At 69.1% G+C, this 17,433-nt stretch carries 17 protein-coding genes; 13 read left to right on the top strand and 4 right to left on the bottom strand.

The features are described 5' to 3' along the window. Positions 1-7 precede the first annotated feature (7 nt). The 9 genes from ruvC (at position 8) to GIY23_RS09005 (ending at position 9,797) form a co-directional block, all read left to right on the top strand. On the top strand, positions 8-610 hold the full coding sequence (gene ruvC, locus GIY23_RS08965; RefSeq protein ID WP_154076223.1) for a crossover junction endodeoxyribonuclease RuvC: 603 nt from the start codon (positions 8-10) through the stop codon (positions 608-610). Further along, positions 607-1,206: a Holliday junction branch migration protein RuvA gene (gene ruvA, locus GIY23_RS08970; RefSeq protein WP_154076224.1), complete on the top strand. Its 600-nt coding sequence runs from the start codon at positions 607-609 to the stop codon at positions 1,204-1,206. Before ruvC ends, ruvA begins: the two co-directional genes overlap by 4 nt. Continuing rightward, entirely contained in the window at positions 1,203-2,303 is a 1,101-nt protein-coding gene (gene ruvB / locus GIY23_RS08975; protein WP_154076225.1) for a Holliday junction branch migration DNA helicase RuvB, read from the top strand. Before ruvA ends, ruvB begins: the two co-directional genes overlap by 4 nt. 129 nt (positions 2,304-2,432) lie before the next feature. Then, on the top strand, positions 2,433-2,822 hold the full coding sequence (yajC, locus tag GIY23_RS08980; RefSeq protein ID WP_154076226.1) for a preprotein translocase subunit YajC: 390 nt from the start codon (positions 2,433-2,435) through the stop codon (positions 2,820-2,822). 373 nt (positions 2,823-3,195) lie between these two features. Beyond that, positions 3,196-4,866: a protein translocase subunit SecD gene (secD, locus tag GIY23_RS08985; protein ID WP_154076227.1), complete on the top strand. Its 1,671-nt coding sequence runs from the start codon at positions 3,196-3,198 to the stop codon at positions 4,864-4,866. A 1-nt stretch (position 4,867) separates the two neighbouring features. Beyond that, positions 4,868-6,097, top strand: coding sequence for a protein translocase subunit SecF (gene secF, locus GIY23_RS08990; protein ID WP_154076228.1), 1,230 nt, complete (start codon positions 4,868-4,870; stop codon positions 6,095-6,097). Continuing rightward, entirely contained in the window at positions 6,094-6,642 is a 549-nt protein-coding gene (locus GIY23_RS08995; RefSeq protein WP_154076229.1) for an adenine phosphoribosyltransferase, read from the top strand. The genes secF and GIY23_RS08995 overlap by 4 nt, the downstream gene beginning before the upstream one ends. A gap of 334 nt (positions 6,643-6,976) precedes the next feature. Beyond that, positions 6,977-7,261: a hypothetical protein gene (locus GIY23_RS09000; protein WP_154076230.1), complete on the top strand. Its 285-nt coding sequence runs from the start codon at positions 6,977-6,979 to the stop codon at positions 7,259-7,261. A 220-nt stretch (positions 7,262-7,481) separates the two neighbouring features. Further along, the gene (locus GIY23_RS09005; RefSeq protein WP_154076231.1) at positions 7,482-9,797 is read left to right on the top strand and encodes a RelA/SpoT family protein; all 2,316 of its coding nucleotides are present in this window, start codon (positions 7,482-7,484) and stop codon (positions 9,795-9,797) included. 213 nt (positions 9,798-10,010) lie between these two features. Here GIY23_RS09005 and GIY23_RS09010 read toward each other — a convergent pair whose 3' ends face one another. Beyond that, a complete protein-coding gene (locus GIY23_RS09010; RefSeq protein ID WP_154076232.1) occupies positions 10,011-10,865 on the bottom strand; it encodes a peptidylprolyl isomerase in 855 nt (284 codons plus the stop codon). Between the two features lie 154 nt (positions 10,866-11,019). Here GIY23_RS09010 and GIY23_RS09015 point away from each other — a divergent pair, with 154 nt between their 5' ends. From GIY23_RS09015 to GIY23_RS09025, 3 genes are read left to right on the top strand one after another with little or no spacing between them, the layout of a single operon-like run. Beyond that, positions 11,020-11,706: an MBL fold metallo-hydrolase gene (locus tag GIY23_RS09015; RefSeq protein ID WP_154076233.1), complete on the top strand. Its 687-nt coding sequence runs from the start codon at positions 11,020-11,022 to the stop codon at positions 11,704-11,706. 25 nt (positions 11,707-11,731) lie between these two features. Next, entirely contained in the window at positions 11,732-12,997 is a 1,266-nt protein-coding gene (hisS, locus tag GIY23_RS09020; protein ID WP_154076234.1) for a histidine--tRNA ligase, read from the top strand. Further along, positions 12,994-13,671: a hypothetical protein gene (locus tag GIY23_RS09025; RefSeq protein WP_154076235.1), complete on the top strand. Its 678-nt coding sequence runs from the start codon at positions 12,994-12,996 to the stop codon at positions 13,669-13,671. Before hisS ends, GIY23_RS09025 begins: the two co-directional genes overlap by 4 nt. Positions 13,672-13,696: 25 nt before the next feature. Here GIY23_RS09025 and GIY23_RS09030 read toward each other — a convergent pair whose 3' ends face one another. The 3 genes from GIY23_RS09030 to GIY23_RS09040 form a co-directional block, all read right to left on the bottom strand. Beyond that, positions 13,697-14,260, bottom strand: coding sequence for a TetR/AcrR family transcriptional regulator (locus GIY23_RS09030; RefSeq protein ID WP_154076236.1), 564 nt, complete (start codon positions 14,258-14,260; stop codon positions 13,697-13,699). Next, complete coding sequence (locus GIY23_RS09035) at positions 14,260-14,583, bottom strand: DMT family transporter (RefSeq protein WP_154076237.1); 324 nt, start codon at positions 14,581-14,583, stop codon at positions 14,260-14,262. Before GIY23_RS09035 ends, GIY23_RS09030 begins: the two co-directional genes overlap by 1 nt. 68 nt (positions 14,584-14,651) lie before the next feature. Continuing rightward, on the bottom strand, positions 14,652-16,073 hold the full coding sequence (locus tag GIY23_RS09040) for a YibE/F family protein (protein WP_228717628.1): 1,422 nt from the start codon (positions 16,071-16,073) through the stop codon (positions 14,652-14,654). A 216-nt stretch (positions 16,074-16,289) separates the two neighbouring features. On the opposite strand from GIY23_RS09040, the gene GIY23_RS09045 reads away from it, so the two are divergent. Further along, positions 16,290-17,423 carry an Rv2578c family radical SAM protein gene (locus GIY23_RS09045; RefSeq protein ID WP_154076238.1) on the top strand — a complete coding sequence of 378 codons (1,134 nt, stop codon included), beginning with the start codon at positions 16,290-16,292 and terminating at the stop codon, positions 17,421-17,423. The last annotated feature ends 10 nt before the right edge of the window (positions 17,424-17,433 follow it).

A 17,433-nucleotide genomic window follows, 5' to 3' on the forward strand; every position in this document is an offset into this window, starting at 1 on the left:
GTGCGGCGTGCGTGTGCTGGGAGTCGACCCCGGGCTGACCCGGTGCGGGATCGGCGTGGTCGACGGTGAGCGTGGTCGTCGCGCCCGCTGTGTCGAGGTCGGTGTCGTCCGGACCCCGGCCGAGACGGAATTGCCACGGCGCCTGCAGGTGGTGGGCGAGGAGGTCGAGCGCTGGCTCGACCGGCATCGTCCGGAGGTCGTGGCCGTCGAGCGGGTGTTCAGTCAGCACAACGTCAGCACGGTGATGGGCACCGCGCAGGTCTCGGGCGTGGTGGCGTTGCTCGCTGCGCAGCGTGACGTGCCGGTCGCGTTCCACACGCCGAGCGAGGTCAAGGCGGCGATCAGTGGCTCGGGGCGCGCCGACAAGAAGCAGGTGGCGGCCATGGTCACGAAGATCCTCGGCTTGGACACGCCGCCGAAACCGGCGGACGCGGCCGACGCGCTCGCGCTCGCGGTCTGCCACGTGTGGCGTGGTCCGATGCTCGCGCGGATCGCCGAGGCTCAGACGCGAGCGGAGGCGCTGGCGAAGAACCATCGGAACCGGCTGCAGGAGGCGTCGCGGGCAGCGCGCCGGTCGGGCGAGAAGCCGTCGAAAGGACACAGGCGATGATCTCCTCCGTGCGGGGACCGGTGTTGTCGGTGGGCTTGGACCACGCGGTCGTCGAGGTCGGCGGCGTGGGGCTCGCCGTGTACGCGACGCCGGCGACGTTGGCCTCGTTGCGGCGCGGTGAGCAGGCCGCGCTGTCGACGGCGCTGGTCGTCCGGGAAGACTCCCTCACGCTGTACGGCTTCGCCGACGCGGAGGCGTGCGAGCTGTTCGGCCTGTTGCAGACGGTGTCCGGAGTGGGACCGCGGCTCGCGTTGGCGACGCTGGCGGTGCTCGACCCGGACCAGCTCTGCGGCGCGATCGGGGACGGCAACATCACCACTCTCACGCAGGTGCCCGGTGTGGGGAAGAAGAGCGCCGAACGTCTCGTGCTCGAACTGCGGGACAAGGTCGCCGCGTTCGCCGGGCCTTCGGCGACCCTTCAGCAGTCCGCGGGCGACGGCCGGGTGCGCACGGAGGTTGCCGAAGCGCTCGTGGGTCTCGGTTTCACCGCGAAACAGGCCGAGCAGAGCGTCGAGAAGGTGCTCGCCGCCAACGGTGCCGAGGCCGACACCTCCGCCGTGCTGCGCAAGGCGCTCGCGGTGCTGGGGCCGAAATGAGCGAGCCCGAGGAGCTGGACCCGACGTGGTCGGTGCACTCGTCGAACGGGCAGGTCGAACCGAACCGGGATCTCTCGGCGCGGGAGGCGTCGGCGGAGCACGACGTCGAGCGCAGCCTGCGCCCGCGCGAGCTCGAGGAGTTCGTCGGGCAACCGCGCGTACGCGAGCAGCTGCAACTCGTGCTGCGGGGCGCGCTCAACCGCGGCGACCAGCCGGACCACGTGTTGTTCTCGGGGCCGCCGGGACTGGGCAAGACGAGCCTCGCGATGATCATCGCCGCCGAGCTCGGCGCCGCGATCCGGGTCACGTCGGGCCCGGCGTTGGAACGGCCGGGGGACCTCGCAGCGATGCTGTCGAACCTCACCGAGGGCGACGTGCTGTTCATCGACGAGATCCATCGCATCGCCAGGCCGGCCGAGGAGATGCTCTATCTGGCGATGGAGGACTTCCGGGTCGACGTGGTCGTCGGCAAGGGGCCGGGAGCGACCAGCATCCCGTTGGAGATCGCACCGTTCACACTGGTCGGTGCGACGACGCGGTCGGGGGCGTTGACCGGACCGCTGCGCGACCGGTTCGGTTTCACCGCGCACATGGAGTTCTACTCGCCCTCCGAGCTGGAGCTGGTGCTGCGCCGCTCGTCGGAGATTCTGGGTGTGGATCTCCGCGAGGACGGCGCGCGCGAGATCGCCCGCCGTTCGCGGGGGACCCCTCGGATCGCCAACCGGCTGCTGCGCCGGGTCCGAGATTTCGCCGAGGTACGGGCCGACGGAGCGGTGACGGTCGAGGTCGCGCGAGCGGCGCTGGAGGTCTACGACGTGGACGAGTACGGGCTGGACCGGCTGGACCGTGCGGTGCTCGCGGCGCTGGTGAAGTCCTTCCACGGCGGACCTGTCGGAATCTCCACCCTGGCCGTGGCCGTCGGTGAGGAGTCGACGACCGTCGAGGAAGTGTGCGAGCCGTATCTGGTGCGCGCAGGCATGATCGCCCGGACGCCGCGTGGCCGGGTGGCGACGGCTGCCGCGTGGCAGCACGTGGGGGTGACTCCGCCGCCGCACGCTCCCGGCGAACAATTGCCCGGTTTGTTCGATGCGGAGTGACCCGGAGTAGGGTGCGCGCCACCGCCGGTGGGACTGGCACACTGGTACCGGACATCCGAACAATCCGGGCGCGCGGTTCGAGGACCGTGCCCACGAGGCCGTCCCCCGGCGCCCGCCGAACGGAGCACGATGGAATCCCTAATTTTCCCGCTGTTGATCGCGCTGCTCGCCGTGCCGCTGTTCCTGCAGGCACGCAAGCAGAAGAGGGCGATGCAGGAACAGCAGAAGCTGCAGAACTCGCTGGCCACCGGCGACCGGGTCATGACGACCTCGGGTCTGTTCGGCACCATCGTCGGCACCACCGACGACAGCATCGAGCTGGAGATCGCTCCGAACCTGGTGACCACCTGGGTGCGGGCCGCGATCCGCGAGAAGGTCGAGACCGAATCCGCCGACTCCGTGGCCGCTGACTCCGAGGTCGACGTTGCCTCGGACGGCGAGCTGACCCCGGCGACCGAGGTCAAGTCCGACGAGTCGCAGGGTGAGGTCGCGACCCCGATCGAGCAGCAGAAGAACTGACACTTTCGCGGGTGGTGTGAGCGCGGTCGGCCGGACATGCTTCGGCCGATCCCGCCGCTCCGGTGCGTAGAGGGTGTGCGGGTTGGTGTGCGTGGGTGGTTCGGTCGCGGAACCTCGCCTGGCGGCTGGCTGTGGAATCGTCGACATCAGGCAGCACGCCTGCTGTCCTCAGGGACTGTCGGCGCGATGTGCCTGACCACAGCATCAATCCGCGCGGCCCTGTAGCGCCGTCGGCCACCGTGGCCACCCGTGCGGCAGGATCGCACACCGTGCCTGCCACACTGGTGGGTGCACAGTCGCCGTGACCGTCGTGCACGGGCCGTGATCGCCCGTTGCTGACTCCGGCACGAACCTGGTACAGGAACGGACGATCGTGGCATCTCCTGACGGGCACATCAGCCCAAGGCGCTATCTCTCGATCTTCGCGTTGATCGTGGCCGCACTGTATTCACTGGTGTTCTTCACCGGTGACGGAAGCCTGGCCCCGAAGCTCGGAATCGACCTGCAGGGCGGTACGCGGGTCACGCTGACCGCGCGCACCACGGACGGTCAGCCGCCCAGCAACGAGCAGCTCACCCAGGCCCGCAACATCATCGAGACCCGTGTCAACGGAATGGGCGTGCAGGGCTCGGAAGTCACGCAGGACGGCTCGAACCTGGTCATCACCGTCCCCGGCGAGGGCGGCGAGGAGGCCAAGCAGCTCGGGCAGACCGCGCAGCTGAACTTCCGCAAGGTCGTGCCGAACATGACCATGCCCGCGAACCCGGGCGCCCAGCCGGGGCAAGCACCCGGCCCGGGACAGCAGCAGCCACCTGCGCCGGGCCAGCCCGCGCCCAGCGGTCAGGGGCCCGCAGGCACCGCGCCGCAGGACGCCCGCACCCAGCAGGACGACTCCGGCGACCAGTCCCGCGAGGACGCCCAGCGCCAGCAAGCCATCGCCCAGGCCAAGCAGACCCGCCAGAGCACGGATCCGGCCACGCAGATGCAGGCGCTGACGCAGCTCGACTGCAACGCCGAGGACCCGTTGCGCGGCAACGACGACCCGAGTCTCCCGCTGGTCACCTGTGGTCAGGACAAACAGGAGAAGTTCGTCCTCGAACCGGTGTTCCTCGAGGGCAGAGAGATCGCGAACGCCTCGGCCCAGCCGCCGAACCAGCAGAGCGGACAGTCGGGCTGGTCGGTGAACCTCGAGTTCAAGAGCGGCGGCGCGAGCACCTGGGCCGACTTCACCTCGGCAAACGTGAATCAGCGGGCCGCGTTCGTGCTCGACTCCCAGGTGGTGTCGGCGCCGAACATCAACGAGCCGCTGCTCGGCGGCAACGCCAACATCACCGGACAGTTCAACCAGCAAAGCGCGACGCAGCTCGCGGACGTGCTCAAGTACGGCTCGTTGCCGCTGGCCTTCGACCAGTCCGAGGCCGAGACGGTCTCGGCGTCGCTGGGACTGGCCTCGATGGAGGCGGGACTCATCGCAGGCGGTATCGGTCTGCTGCTGGTGGCCGTCTACTGCCTGTTCTACTACCGGATGCTGGGGATCCTGACGATCCTGTCGCTGATCCTTTCCGGCGCCATCGTCTACGGCGTGCTGATCCTGCTGGGCAGATGGATCGGCTTCACTCTCGACCTCGCGGGGATCGCAGGCTTCATCATCGCCATCGGGATCACCGCGGACTCGTTCATCATCTTCTTCGAGAGACTCAAGGACGAGATACGCGAGGGCCGCACGTTCCGTTCCTCCGTGCCACGCGCGTGGGTGCGGTCGCGCCGCACGATCCTGTCCGCGGACGCGGTGAGCTTCCTGGCCGCCGCCGTGCTGTACGTGCTCGCGGTCGGGCAGGTGAAGGGCTTCGCGTTCACCCTCGGGATGTCCACCGTGCTCGACCTCATCGTCGTGTTCCTGGTGACGCACCCGTTGGTGGTCTTGGCCTCGAAGAACAAGTTCCTGTCGAAACCGTCGGTGACGGGGTTGGGTGCGGTGCAGCGCATGGGTGCCGAGCAACGGGCGGCGCGCAAGCGTTCCGCTTCGACCGCGAAGGAGGCGTGAGATGACGACTCCGGAGACACCCGGCGCCACGGAACCCACGAGCGTGTGGCAGCGGCTGCACACCGGCACCGGCGCGTTCGACATCGTCGGCAACCGCAAACGGTTCTACGCCATGTTCGCGCTGCTCATCGCGGTGTGTGCCGGAACGATGGGGATCAAGGGCTTCAACTTCGGTATCGACTTCGTGGGCGGTACCAAGATTCAGATGCCCGCGGTCGGAGCCCAGGGGCCGATCACCACTGACCAGGTGGAGGATGCCTACCAGGACGCCCTTGGCCGGGGTCCCGAGACGGTGCAGCTCGTGGGTGCGGGCGACAGCGAGACGATCCAGATTCGGACGGAGTCGCTGAACACCCAGGACGTCAACGTCCTCAAGGAAGGCCTGTTCGACTCGCTGCAACCGGTCGGCGCCAACGGGCAGCCGACGCCCCAGGCCATCAGCGACAGTGCGGTGAGCGGCACGTGGGGCGGTGAGATCACCCAGCAGGCGGTGCTCGCGCTCGTCGTGTTCCTCGTGCTCGTGACCGTGTTCCTGGCCTTCTACTTCGAGAGATGGATGGCGGTCGCCGCGCTGGTGGCGTTGCTGCACGACATCGTGGTGACGATGGGCGTGTACGCGATCCTGGGCTTCGAGGTCACCCCGGCCACGGTGATCGGTCTGCTCACGATTCTCGGCTTCTCGCTGTACGACACCGTCGTCGTCTTCGACAAGGTCAAGGAGAACACCCGTGGCATCCTCGGACTGACGCGCAGGACGTACTCGGAAGCGGCGAACCTCGCCGTCAACCAGACGTTGATGCGGTCGATCAACACGTCGATCGTGGCACTGCTGCCGGTGCTGGGGCTGCTGGTGGTCGGCTCCGGGCTGCTCGGCGTCGGCGTGCTGCGGGACCTGGCTCTGGTGCAGCTGACGGGCATGCTCGCCGGTGTGGTCTCGTCCGTGCTGCTGGCGACGCCGCTGCTGGTGGACTTCAAGATGCGCGATCCCAAGTACCGCGCGCAGGAGGCGAAGGTGCAGCAGCGCCGTCGGCGTCGCGCGGCCCAGGAGGCGGGCGAGGAGCTGCCGGAGGAAGAGGAAATCTCGGTACGCGACGCCTCCAAGGACACCGTGTCCGCGCGTCGCGAGCGTGAGATGGCCGCGGCGTCGAGCCCCGCCGCCCGGACCGGCAAGGGGCCCGAGTCCCGCCCGCAGGGCAAGTCCGGCAGGCCGACCGGCAAGAAGCGCCGGTGACCGGGGCGGTCCGTGTCTCGGACTCCGGCACGGCCGGCCTCCGAGACGTGGCGGGGCTCGTCCGCGACGTTCCCGACTTCCCCCAGCCGGGCGTCCTGTTCCGGGACATCGGGCCGGTGCTCGCCGATCCGGAGGGCTTCGCCGCCGTCGTCGGCGCGCTGGCCGGTGCAGCCGAGTTCGACGTGGTGGCCGGTGTCGAGGCGCGGGGCTTCCTGCTCGGCGCGGCCGTCGCCCACGCTCGGGGTGTCGGCGTCGTCGGCCTGCGCAAGCCGGGCAAACTGCCGGTCGTGGCCGATCGGGTCGACTACGACCTGGAGTACGGCTCGGCGTCTCTGGAGTTGCCCGGCGGCGTCCTTCGCTCGGGTCAGCGGGTCCTCGTGGTGGACGACGTGCTGGCCACCGGTGGCACGCTCGCGGCTGCCTGCGAGCTCGTGACCAGGTCGGAAGCCAGCGTCGCTGAAGCGGCGGTGGTGTTGGAGATCGCGGCTCTGCCCGGCCGGGACGCCGTGCGCGAGTGGCCGTTGCGGTCGCTGCTCGTCGGCTAGTTGGACCGGCGGCCTAGTCCGGCGTAGCACCCGCTCGCCGCCAGGGTGGGATCGTCTTTGCGCCAGCGACGTGCCAGCACGATCCCGGGCTCGACGAGGGGGGGTCTGCGGATGGTGCCGGTGCGCGCTCTCGTGGACGTTGCCCCAGTGGGGATCCCGGAGTCAGATCGAGGAACTGGTCGATGCCGAGCGTGCCCAGGAAGGTGACCACACGGGAGACTCCCTTCGCTCAGGCAGTTTCTCGTCAGAAGGTCATGGTCGGCAGAGGAACATCGGAACGGCAGACAGCGCTGAGGCTGTCGATGCGGGTCAGCGCTCCCGGTATACTGGATCTGTGCGATGTCTCGAATGCGAACGGGACACGTCCCACGTCACCGACGGGCTGTGTCCCACCTGCGCGCTGCGGTCCGAACGTGGGGTCAACGAGCTCGTGGGAGACACGCCGGTCGAGTACTGCGAATTCAATGGCAAGGCCATGAAGATTTCCGGGCTGCCCGCGCACACTCACCTCGCTGACACGACGACCGAACACGCGGATTCGGCCGTACCCGGCTCCGTGCTCAACGCCCCGGACATCGACCGTGAGACCACGCTGCGCAATGCAGGCGGTGGCGCCTAGATGAACACGGAGCGCGCCGTTCGGGCCCGAGCGCGTGAGCGAGGGACCGGTGATCGGCCCGACCGAACGGCGAGGGGGCGTTCCTCGGTACGGACGGACCGTTCGTCGTGGCCGACGCGATCCCGGCACGGAGTGCCTCGGCAGTAGCGGTATCCTCGATACACGGGTCCTTGAGGACCGGACCTGGGACGAGTGACCATCGCGGCGCCCGGGAGCGTGTGTGAGCCAAGACCTCGAGCCGACCGCGTCGGCCGTCGGGCCGACCTCGCCGCGACCTGCGTCGAAGACGCGGCGGGTGCGGGCCCGGTTGGCGCGGCGGATCACAGCGCAACGGCCGGGGACCCTCAAGCAGGTGCTCGAGCCGCTGGCCGCGGTGCATCGTGACCTGCATCCGCAGGCCGACCTCGGACTGCTGCAGCGCGCCTACGACGTCGCCGAACACCAGCACAGCGAGCAGCGGCGCAAGTCCGGCGACCCGTACATCACCCATCCGCTCGCGGTGGCGACGATCCTCGGCGAGCTGGGAATGGACACGACCACGCTGGTCGCCGCGCTGCTGCACGACACGGTGGAGGACACGGCCTACTCGGTCGACGACCTGGCAGCGGACTTCGGCGACGAGGTCGCGCACTTGGTCGACGGGGTCACCAAGCTGGACAAGGTCAAGCTGGGGGCGGCGGCCGAGGCCGAGACCATCCGCAAGATGGTGATCGCGATGGCCCGCGACCCGCGGGTGCTGGTGATCAAGCTCGCGGATCGGCTGCACAACATGCGCACGATGCGGTTCCTGCCGCCGGAGAAGCAGGCCCGCAAGGCGCGCGAGACACTGGAGGTGCTGGCCCCGCTCGCGCACCGCCTCGGGATGGCGACCGTGAAGTGGGAGCTGGAGGACCTCGCGTTCGCGATCCTGCAGCCGAAGAAGTACGACGAGATCGTGCGCCTCGTCGCGAACCGCGCCCCGTCGCGGGACACCTACCTCAACAAGGTGGTCGAGGAGCTCTCCACGCATCTGAAGCCTGCCCGGTTGTCGGCGACGGTCGAGGGGCGTCCGAAGCACTACTACTCGATCCACCAGAAGATGATCGTCCGGGGTCGCGACTTCGACGACATCCACGACCTGGTGGGTGTGCGGATCCTCGTCGACGAGGTGCGGGACTGCTACGCGGCGATGGGCGTGGTGCACGCGCTGTGGCAGCCGATGCCCGGCCGGTTCAAGGACTACATCGCCCAGCCCCGGTTCGGCGTGTACCAGTCGTTGCACACCACGGTGATCGGCCCGGAGGGCAAACCGCTCGAGGTGCAGATCCGCACCCAGGAGATGCACCGTACGGCCGAGTACGGCATCGCGGCGCACTGGCGCTACAAGGAGACCAAGGGCCGCAACGGGCAGCAGGCCGGCGGCAAACAGGCCGTCGAGGTCGACGAGATGGCGTGGATGCGCCAACTGCTCGATTGGCAGCGAGAGGCCGCCGACCCCGGTGAGTTCCTCGAGTCCTTGCGCTACGACCTCCAGACTCGCGAGATCTTCGTGTTCACCCCGAAGGGCGACGTCATTACCTTGCCCTCCGGGTCGACGCCGGTGGATTTCGCCTACACAGTGCACACCGAGGTCGGCCACCGCTGCATCGGCGCGCGCGTCAACGGTCGGCTCGTCGCGCTCGAACGCAAGCTGGAGAACGGCGAGGTCATCGAGATCTTCACCTCGAAGGCCGAGGGCTCCGGGCCGAGCCGGGACTGGTTGTCGTTCGTTGCCTCGCCGCGGGCGAAGACGAAGATCAAGCAGTGGTTCGCCAAGGAACGGCGGGAGGAGGCGATCGACTCCGGCAAGGACGCGATCGCCAGGGAGATACGCCGCCTCGGGCTGCCGCTGCAACGCCTGGTCTCCGCCGAATCGATCGGCGCGGTCGCCAAGGAGTTGCACTACGTCGACATCACCGCCCTGTACGCGGCGGTGGGGGAGCGGCAGCTTTCCGCGCACCATCTCGTGCAGCGGCTCGTCGCACTGATCGGCGGTGAGGACCAGGCCGAGGACGAGATCGCCGAACGGTCGACGCCGTCGACGATCCAGCGCCGCAGCACCGGAGACTCCGGCGTCGTGGTCAAGGACGTCAGCGACGTGTGGACGAAGCTCGCGAAGTGCTGCACCCCGGTGCCGGGCGACGAGATCCTCGGGTTCGTCACCCGGGGCGGTGGGGTCAGTGTGCATCGCACCGACTGCACGAACGCCGACGACCTGCGCAAGGAACCGGAGCGGTTGGTCGAGGTGGAGTGGGCGCCGACGTCGTCGTCGCTGTTCCTGGTGGCGATCCAGGTCGAGGCGCTGGACCGGCACCGGCTGCTCTCCGACGTCACGAAGATCCTCGCCGACGAGCGGGTGAACATCCTCTCGGCGTCGGTGACCACGTCGAACGACCGGGTCGCGGTGAGTCGCTTCTCGTTCGAGATGGGCGACCCCAAGCATCTCGGGCACGTGCTCAAGGCGGTCCGCAACATCGAGGGCGTCTACGACGTCTACCGCATCACCTCGGCTACGTGAGGTCGGCGCACTGTGCGTGCGGTGCGGGTGGCGGAACCTCCGGGCGCCGTCTCGCTGCGGGCGCGCCTTCTTGGGTAGCGACCTACGCGGCGAAGGCACTGCCCTCGCGAGCCGACGCTCGGAGAACCCGCGGCGGTGCCGGTGGCGTACGTGGCGGAAGGCGCCTTGCGGCCCTTGCCCATGCCTGCACCCCGGCACCGCCGAGTGGATCGGTCAGGCTTGGACCTGGACGTCGTTGAAGGTGACGTCGAGGTTCGGCTTGCCGCCGCCGGGGCTGGGTTCGAAAGAGCCGTCGTGACCGGCCTTCGCGATCTCGTCGATGACCTTGAGGCCGTCGGCTGAGATCGTCCCGAACACCGTGTAGTCCGGGGGCAGCGGCGCCTCACCGAAGACCATGAAGAACTGGCTGCCGTTGGTGTCCGGCCCCGAGTTCGCCATCGCGAGGTAGCCCCGCCCGTACTGCAGCTCGGGGAACGTCTCGTCCGCGAACGAGTATCCGGGACCACCGCTGCCCTGTCCGGTCGGGTCGCCGCACTGCAGCATCTGCAAGCCTTCGGTCCCGATCCGGTGGCAGCTGGTGGCGTCGTAGAAGTCCTGCTGGGCGAGCGAGACGAAGCTGTTCACCGCGCACGGCGCCAGCGGGCGATCCAGCGTCAACGGGATGTCGCCCTGGCTGGACTTGATCGTCGCCTCGACGGTGCCCTTCGAGGACGTGTCGCCGCCTTCGGGCGGCTGCACCGGCTTCGACGCTTGTCCGTTCGCCGGGTACTCGCACTGCACCGGGTCGGGTAGCGGCTGCGGACGCTGCGGCGCTGGTGCGGGCTCAGTGGGAATGTTGACAGGCTGTGCCTGCTCGCCCTGTTGCCCCTGCTGGCCGCCCGGAGCCGCGGCGGGGTCCTCACCGCTGGTGCTACTGAAGTACGCGAAGCCCACGACGACCGCGACGACGACGGCGACCGTCGTTCCGATCGCGATCATCCGTTGCCGTTTGGCCTTCTGTTCGCGCGTGGCGATCTGGCGTTCGAGCTTGCGCTTGGCGGCCGCACGGCGCTGTTCGTTGCTGGGCACCCTGCTCCCTCCCGGTCCGTTGTGACCTGACGTCGGCACGCAGTTTATGCGGTGGCGGGTTCGGCGAAACCGCCCGAGGTGGGCCAGCTAGCCTGGGGAGGTCGCGTCGTGCGTGGCGCGGTGTCCTCCGTCGGTCGAACGAAAGGTGGCGCGCGTGCTTGTCGTCGGGTTCCCGGTCGGCGCGTTCCAGGCGAACTGCTACGTCCTCGCTCCGGGGCGAGGGCAGCATTGTGTCGTCGTCGACCCAGGTCAGGACGCCCTCGACGGGATCGCGGAGCAGCTGTCCGAACACGAGCTGACCCCGGCAGGCGTGCTGCTCACCCACGGACACTTCGACCACGTGTACTCGGCGGAACAGGTCTGCCGCGAGCACGGTGTCCCGGCGTGGATCCATCCAGACGACCGGTACATGCTCACCGACCCGGCTGCCGGAATCGGCCCGATGGGGCAGCAACTGCTCGGCGACCTGTCGGCCTGGCCCGCGCCGCCGGAGGTCCGGGAGATCGCCGACGGCGACGTCATCGAGGCGGCGGGCCTGCGATTCGACGTCACGCACAGCCCCGGCCACACCGGCGGATCGGTGCTCTTCGGTGCCGGTACCGACGAGGGCGGTCGCCTCGTGCTCGCGGGCGACACGCTGTTCGCCGGTGCCATCGGACGGACCGACATGCCCGGCGGCGACCACGGGCAGATGCTGCGCACCCTGGCCGAGCGCGTGCTGCCGATGGACGACGAGGTCGTCGTCCTGCCGGGCCACGGACCCACCACGACGATCGGGCGCGAACGCGCGGAGAACCCGTTCCTGCAGGGGCTGGCGACCCCGGACGGCTCCGCTTCGTGACCCAGGAGAACCGGAACAACCACGGATGACCACTTTCACCGCCCCCAAGGGCATTCCCGAATACTTCCCGCCGAACTCGGCGGCGTTCCTCGCCGTGCGGGACGCGCTCACCGACGCCGCGCGCCGGGCGGGCTACGGCTACGTCGAGCTACCGCTGTTCGAGGACACCACGCTGTTCGCGCGCGGCGTCGGCGAGTCGACCGACGTCGTCAGCAAGGAGATGTACACCTTCGCCGACCGTGGTGGTCGCTCGGTGACCCTGCGCCCCGAGGGCACCGCCGGCGTCATTCGTTCGGTCATCGAGAACGGACTGGACCGCGGCCAGTTGCCGGTCAAGCTCTACTACCACGGCGCGTTCTTCCGCTACGAACGTCCGCAGGCGGGCCGATACCGGCAGTTGCAGCAGGTCGGGGTCGAGGCGATCGGCGTGGACGATCCGGCGTTGGACGCCGAGGTCATCGCGATCGCAGACGAGGGATACCGGCGGCTCGGGCTCACCGGGCACCGTGTGGACCTCTCGTCCCTCGGCGACGACACGTGCCGCCCGCAGTATCGCGAGCGGCTGCTGGCGTTCCTGCGGTCGCTGTCGCTCGACGAGGACACACGTGAGCGCGCGGAGATCAACCCGATGCGTGTGCTCGACGACAAGCGTCCCGAGGTGCGCGAGCTCGTCGCCGACGCGCCGTTGATGGTCGACCACCTCACCGACTCGGCTCGCGAGCACTACGAGTCGGTCAAGCAGCACCTCCGTGACCTCGGAGTCGCGTTCAACGAGAACCCGCGACTGGTGCGAGGCCTGGATTACTACACGAAGACGACGTTCGAGTTCGTTCACGACGAACTGGGGTCCCAGTCCGGCATCGGAGGTGGCGGGCGCTACGACGGCTTGATGGCCGAACTGGGCGGGCAGGAGCTCTCCGGTGTCGGGTTCGGACTCGGCGTGGACCGCACCTTGCTGGCCTGCCGGGCGGAGGGACTCGACGTCGGCAGCGCGGCGCGGTGCGATCTCTACGGGGTCCCGCTCGGCGACGCGGCCAAGCGCCGGCTCGTCCGCGAGGCGGGAGCGTTGCGCGCGGCCGGCGTCCGGGTCGACCTCGCCTACGGCGGAAAGGGTCTCAAGGGCGCCATGAAGGCGGCCGATAGATCGGGGGCACGGTTCGCTCTCGTCCTCGGTGAGCGTGACCTCGAAGCGGGGGAGGCGCAGCTCAAGGACCTCAGTACGGGTGAGCAGCGTTCGATGCCATTGGACGGACTGGTCGACGAGGTGCTCAGCGCGGTGGCGAAGGCATGACCGACCCCGAGCCGTCGCCGTCGGCTTCACCCGGTGAGCCCGCGCCGGAACCGGAGACGGTTCCGCTCGACCTGCTCGACCGCAGCATGATCCGGAAGCGAGCACGCAACGTCGGCGTCGTGGCGATCGTGCTCGGATGTGCGTTCGGCGGACTCGTCGGGCTCGTCGCCGGGCCGACGGGGTTTTTCGTCGGTGCCGCCGTCGTGGCAGTGCCGGTGTTGCTGCTCGCGTGGAGCGAGGCCCGCAAGACCTACTGGCTGCGTGGCGGGCGGCTCGGGGTCCGGGCGTTCGGAACCCGGGTGGTCGACCTCGCCGACGCCGAGCGATTGGACGTGCTGGTCACCGACGTACGGGGAGCACGGACCGTGAGCCTGCTGGCCAGCGGGCCGCCGAAGGGCAAGACCCTCAACATCGCACTCGCGACCTACGCGGGTACGGGCGGGCGTGAACAGGGCGTCTACTCGCTGCGGCGGCTCGCCGACGCGCTCGCGGCAACAGGACATTCGCACGCGCTGGTGCTCTCCGAACTGCTCGTCGCCCAGCTGCGTTCCGAGGCCCGGGGCGACGCGGCACCGGAGCGGCCGTTGTATCGGCTCGCGTCGGCGGCGCCGCAGGGGCGGATGGCGCAGCGAGTGCCCGCCCAGGCGGTGTCCCGCTTCGTCGCATCCCTGTAGACGAGATCCGGCTCTGGAGGCGAGCTCAGCGGAGCAGGCTCGCCAGGGTTTCCCGCACCTGCTCGGGGGCGGTGGAATGTTGGCCGCAGAGACAGCGTAGGAACAGGCCGTCGACGGCGGCGGTAACACCGGCACGGGCTGTCGGCTCGGGCACGTAGCGCGCCATCAGCGCGTCGAGGGCCGCGGTCCACCGATCGAGTTCGGTGCGCAGCCGGTGGTTCCGCGCGGCGAGAAGGAACAGTTCGTACTCGGCGTGCAAACGCGCTCGGTTCTCACAGGCGTCACCGGAGATCTCCGCGGCGAGCAGCTCCAGCGCGCGGGATTCGCTCTCGGCACCGATCTGTTCGAGCCGTTCGATGTAGCGGTCGTTGCACGCGGTGAGCGTGGCGAGCAGCAGCGACTCGACCGTGGCGAAGTAGTACAGCACCGCACTGGGAGGCAGACCCGCCTCGCGGGCGACCGCGCGTTGGGTGACACCGGCTGCCCCGCTGTGCCCAAGCACCCGAATGGTCGCCTCGAGCAGCAGCCTGCGTCGGTGCTCGCCTTTGCGGCGGCGCCCGTCGGCCTCGGCGTCCACCGAGCGGTTCATCAGTGCTCGGCTCCCATCTCCAGTGCCATCACGCCGGCGATGACCAAGGCGATTCCGACGATCTGTATCCAGGTCATGCTCTCGCCCAGGAAGACGGCGCCGATCACCGCCAGCAGGGCGATGCCGAGCGCTGCCCACACGCCGTAGGCCACGCCGAGGCTCATTCCGCGCACGAGTGCGAGCGAGAGCAGGTAGAACGCGGCTCCGTAGCCGACGAGCACGATCGCGGACGGCACCAGCCGGGTGAAGCCCTCGGAGAACTTGAGCGCCGTCGTGGCGCTGACCTCGCACACGATCGCCAGGGTCAGAAAGATCCACGGCATGCGGCTACCTCCGAACAGCGAAAGAACCTGAGCGATTGCTCCAGATTCTACCGACGTCTCCTCGACCGTCAGTCGCGGTCCCGGCGAGGGGTGGTCGGTCGCCAGTGGGTGGCGGTCGTTGCGCTCGCCGACGCCGCTCGCGCGACCCGATCCGCCGGACCTGCGGAGGCGGCGTCCGACTCCCGCACCGCGACGAGCGCGGCGATCAGCGTCGTGATCGGCACGGCGGCGACGAGGCCGATGCTGCCGACGAGCGTGCGTACCACCTCCTGCGCGACCGACTGGGACGTGACGATCTCGGTGAAAGTGCGCCCGGACAGCGTGTAGGCCAACAGCAGCGGCAGCGCGGCGCCCGCGTAGGCGAGGACCAGGGTGTTCACTGCGGAAGCGACGTGATCGCGGCCGATGCGCACGCCCGCGGCGTAGAGCTCCCGCCACGACATCGACGGATTCGCGCGCCGCAGCTCCCACACCGCGCTGGTCTGCGTCACCGTGACGTCGTCGAGCACCCCGAGAGCGCCGATGACGATGCCGGCCAGCAGCAGTCCCCGAGGGTCGATGGAGGCGCCGAGCGCACCGATGAGCCCCGCGGTGTTCTCGTCGAGTCCGGTCAGCTGCGTCGTCGCGGAGAACAGGGCGCTGAGGCCGCCGATGAGACCGAGGCTCACCAGCGTGCCCAGCACGGCGGTGGAGGTGCGTGCCGAGAATCCGTGGGTCAGGTACAGGACCGCGAACATGATCACGCCGGAGCCGACGACCGCCACCGTGAGCGGATCGCGTCCCGCGAGAATGGCGGGAAGAATGAACCCGACGAGCACGATCAAGCTCAGTCCGAGCGCGATCAGCGACGACAGGCCCTTCCAGCGACCGAGCACGAGCACGGCCGCCGCGAAGACGAGTGCGACCACCAACAACGAACCGCTGCGCTGGAAGTCGACCAGCTGGAAGCTCGACTCGGCCCCGGGGTCGGTGCCGGAGTAGGCGAGGACCACCTCGTCACCGGCCGCGAAAGCGGGCGTTCCGGGTTCGCGCGGAACGGTCTGCTGGATCGTTTCCCCGGATGCCGGCCCGTCCTGCATCAGAACGTCGACGATGAGGCAGCCCGCCTCGCCGGGAGCCGGTGTGGTTCCGCCTTCCGTGCAAGATCCGACAGTGCTCGCGACGATCTCACCGTTGACCGGGTACTGGCCGAAGCCGAGGTCGGCGCCGGTGCGTTGGTCGTGGCCGAACGGGTAGAGCACGAGAACACCGATGATCGCGGCGGCGGCGAACGGGACGAGTGCCAGGGCGAGCAGGTGTTTCACCGGCCGAGAAGCCGGTGGCGTCGGCCCGTGCCCGTGCCCGTGCCCGCTGCTGCGCTGTCGCGAAGGCCCTGCTTCCGCAGGAGTGTTGCGGTGGATGTTCTGGTCGCCCAGTGCGGAGTTGCGCCCGGCACGACGGCCGCGTTCGTGCGAAGTGGGGGAGCGGCGCTCGAGATCGTCATCAGCCACCCCGGCATCGTATGGCGGTACCACGGTGGGCTCAGCGAGTAGTCGAAAACGCCGCCCGACGTCGAGCTACCCGGGATGAGGCGAGCGGCACTTTCACCTCGCGAGACGAGGCGAAAGTGCCGCTCGCCTCAGTGGGGAGGTGGAGTGGTTTCGCACGATCGAGGGGCGAGGTGGCGATCGGTCGACAGCGGTTCGAAACTGTGTTCGAATGTACCCATGCGATGGGAACAGCAGCGCGTGGACTTCGGGCAGTCGGTCGAGTCCCAGGACGCCGTCCGGGCGGAGACGGCGGCTCTCGACCTCGACCTCGGTGCACTCCCGGAACGACGCGGTGTCCCCGACGGTGGCGGTCGGGCGGGGCTGCGGCTGCCGGACCCTGTCCCCATCGAGTCCGGAACGGACGACGCGTTCGCGATCGAGATCCGCGCGAAGAGCATCATCAACCGCGTACCGAGTGCCTCGCAGGTCCCGTTCCGGTGGACGATCAACCCCTACCGGGGGTGTGGGCACGCCTGCCGATACTGCTTCGCGCGGAACACCCACACCTACCTCGACCTGGACTCCGGCCGCGACTTCGACAGCAAGATCGTCGTCAAGGTCAACGCCGCCGAGTTGGCCCGTCGCGAACTCGCTGACCCGAAGTGGCGCAGGGAACCGATCGCGATGGGGACCAACACCGATCCGTACCAGCGCGCCGACGGCGTGTATCGCTTGATGCCGGGGATTCTCGCTGCGCTGCGGGACCACGCGAACCCGTTCTCGGTGCTCACCAAGGGAACCCTCATCCTGCGGGATCTGGACCTGTATCGGCAGGCGGCTCAGGTCACCGACGTCTCGGTAGCGGTGTCGATCGGATCGCTCGACGAACAGCTGTGGCGCGTGGTGGAGCCGGGCACGCCGTCACCGCGACGACGGCTCGACGTGATCCGCAGGTTCGGGGAGATCGGAATCGGCTGCTCGGTTCTGATGGCACCGATCCTGCCCGGCCTCAGCGACTCCGACGAGCAGATCGACGAGACCGTCCACGGCCTGATGGACGCGGGCGCGACGAACGTGACCCCACTGGTGCTGCACCTGCGTTCCGGGGCTCGCGAGTGGTACCACCACTGGTTGCAGGACGAGCGTCCCGATCTTCTCCCGCTCTACGAACGCTTGTACCGCAGGGGTGCGTACCCGCCGAAGTCCTATCAGGACGATGTCGTGCATCGGGTTCGAGAGGCGCAACGCCGGTACGGTGGCCGTACGGTCGACGATCGGGAACAACCGGCTCGAGCCCACCGCGGAGCGCGGCCGCGGGCGGCGGTGCCATCGGCCGGCGGGGGCGCTGCACGGCAACTGAGCTTGCTGTGACGTCCGTCGG

The sequence above is a fragment of the Allosaccharopolyspora coralli genome (genome assembly GCF_009664835.1).
Classification (GTDB): Bacteria; Actinomycetota; Actinomycetes; order Mycobacteriales; family Pseudonocardiaceae; genus Allosaccharopolyspora; species Allosaccharopolyspora coralli.